The organism is Aliidiomarina sanyensis, from assembly GCF_003987175.1.
Classification (GTDB): Bacteria; Pseudomonadota; Gammaproteobacteria; order Enterobacterales; family Alteromonadaceae; genus Aliidiomarina; species Aliidiomarina sanyensis.
Window position 1 is genome coordinate 1 of sequence record NZ_PIPM01000036.1, and the last position, 1,306, is coordinate 1,306.

Annotated in this window: 1 protein-coding gene; it reads left to right on the forward strand. The window is 49.8% G+C overall.

The window, feature by feature from the left end:
- Positions 1-60 precede the first annotated feature (60 nt).
- On the forward strand, positions 61-1,266 hold the full coding sequence (locus CWE11_RS11955) for an IS256 family transposase (protein WP_126777853.1): 1,206 nt from the start codon (positions 61-63) through the stop codon (positions 1,264-1,266).
- Positions 1,267-1,306: the final 40 nt, after the last annotated feature.

Sequence of the window (1,306 nt, forward strand, 5' to 3'; positions counted from 1 at the left end):
GAGAGTGTAAAAATATCTGTGTAAATGGCATTCTTATCAACTCCTTAGAAGGATATCAGAATGCCAATATCAGAAAAACTTATCGATCAGCTGCTTGAAGGCTGTGATTCTCCAGAAGACATTTTAGGCGAAGCTGGCCTGCTTAAGCAGCTCACCAAGAAAGTGGCTGAGCGGGCGCTAGAAGCTGAGATGGAAGCTCATTTAGGTTACGCCCCGAATGATGCAGCCGGTAACAACAGCGGCAACTCTCGCAATGGTAAAACCAAGAAAACGGTTCGCAGCACCAACGGTGATGTCGAACTGGATATTCCCCGCGACCGAAATGGCAGTTTTGACCCTAAATTAGTCCGCAAGGGCGAACGCCAGCTTAACGGATTTGATGAGCGCATCGTGGCGCTGTATGCCCGTGGCATGACGACCCGTGATATTCAGGCATACCTCGAAGAAGCCTATGGCGTTGAGGTCTCACCCACTTTCATATCGCAGGTGACGAATGCTGTTATGGATGAAGTTAAAGCTTGGCAGCACCGACCGCTAGCAAAGCTGTATCCGGTTGTTTATCTTGATTGTCTGGTCGTCCGCAGCCGTGATTCTGGTGTCGTGCAGAACAAATCGGTGTACTTGGCGCTGGGCATTAACACCGACGGCGAGAAAGAGCTTCTAGGTCTGTGGATGGCTCAAACTGAAGGCGCTAAATTCTGGCTGTCGGTGATGAACGAGCTTAAGAACCGTGGTGTTGATGACATCTTCATCGCCTGCTGCGATGGCCTAAAAGGTTTCCCTGAAGCTATTGAAGCGGTTTACCCGAAAACTCAGGTGCAACTGTGCATCGTGCATCAAATTCGGCACTCGTTGCGTTACGTCAACTGGAAGCAACGCAAGACTATCGCTGCTGACTTAAAACTTATTTATGGCGCCGCTACTCGTGCTGAAGCCGAGCAAGCGTTGGAAGACTTCGCTAACAAGTGGGACGCCGAGCATCCCACCATCAGCCGCTCATGGCGGGCAAACTGGGAGCGTTTAAGTGTGTTCTTCGACTACCCGGTCGAGATACGCAAAGCTATCTACACCACCAATGCCATTGAGTCACTGAATGCGTCACTGCGCAAAATCACCAAAACTCGCCGCTCATTCCCGAACGATGAAGCCGTCATGAAGGTGCTGTACTTGGCCTTGCATCAGGCTTCAAAAAAGTGGACGATGCCCATACGCAACTGGAAACCGGCAATGGCGCAGTTCGAGATTATGTATCAGGATCGGATTTAACAGTGCAATCAGCCATTTACACAAAATCTTTTACAGTCTC

What these genes read in the sequence shown, in the direction of transcription:
- CWE11_RS11955 (WP_126777853.1), top strand. Translation starts at nt 61, where the DNA reads ATGCCAATATCAGAAAAACTTATCGATCAGCTGCTTGAAGGCTGTGAT.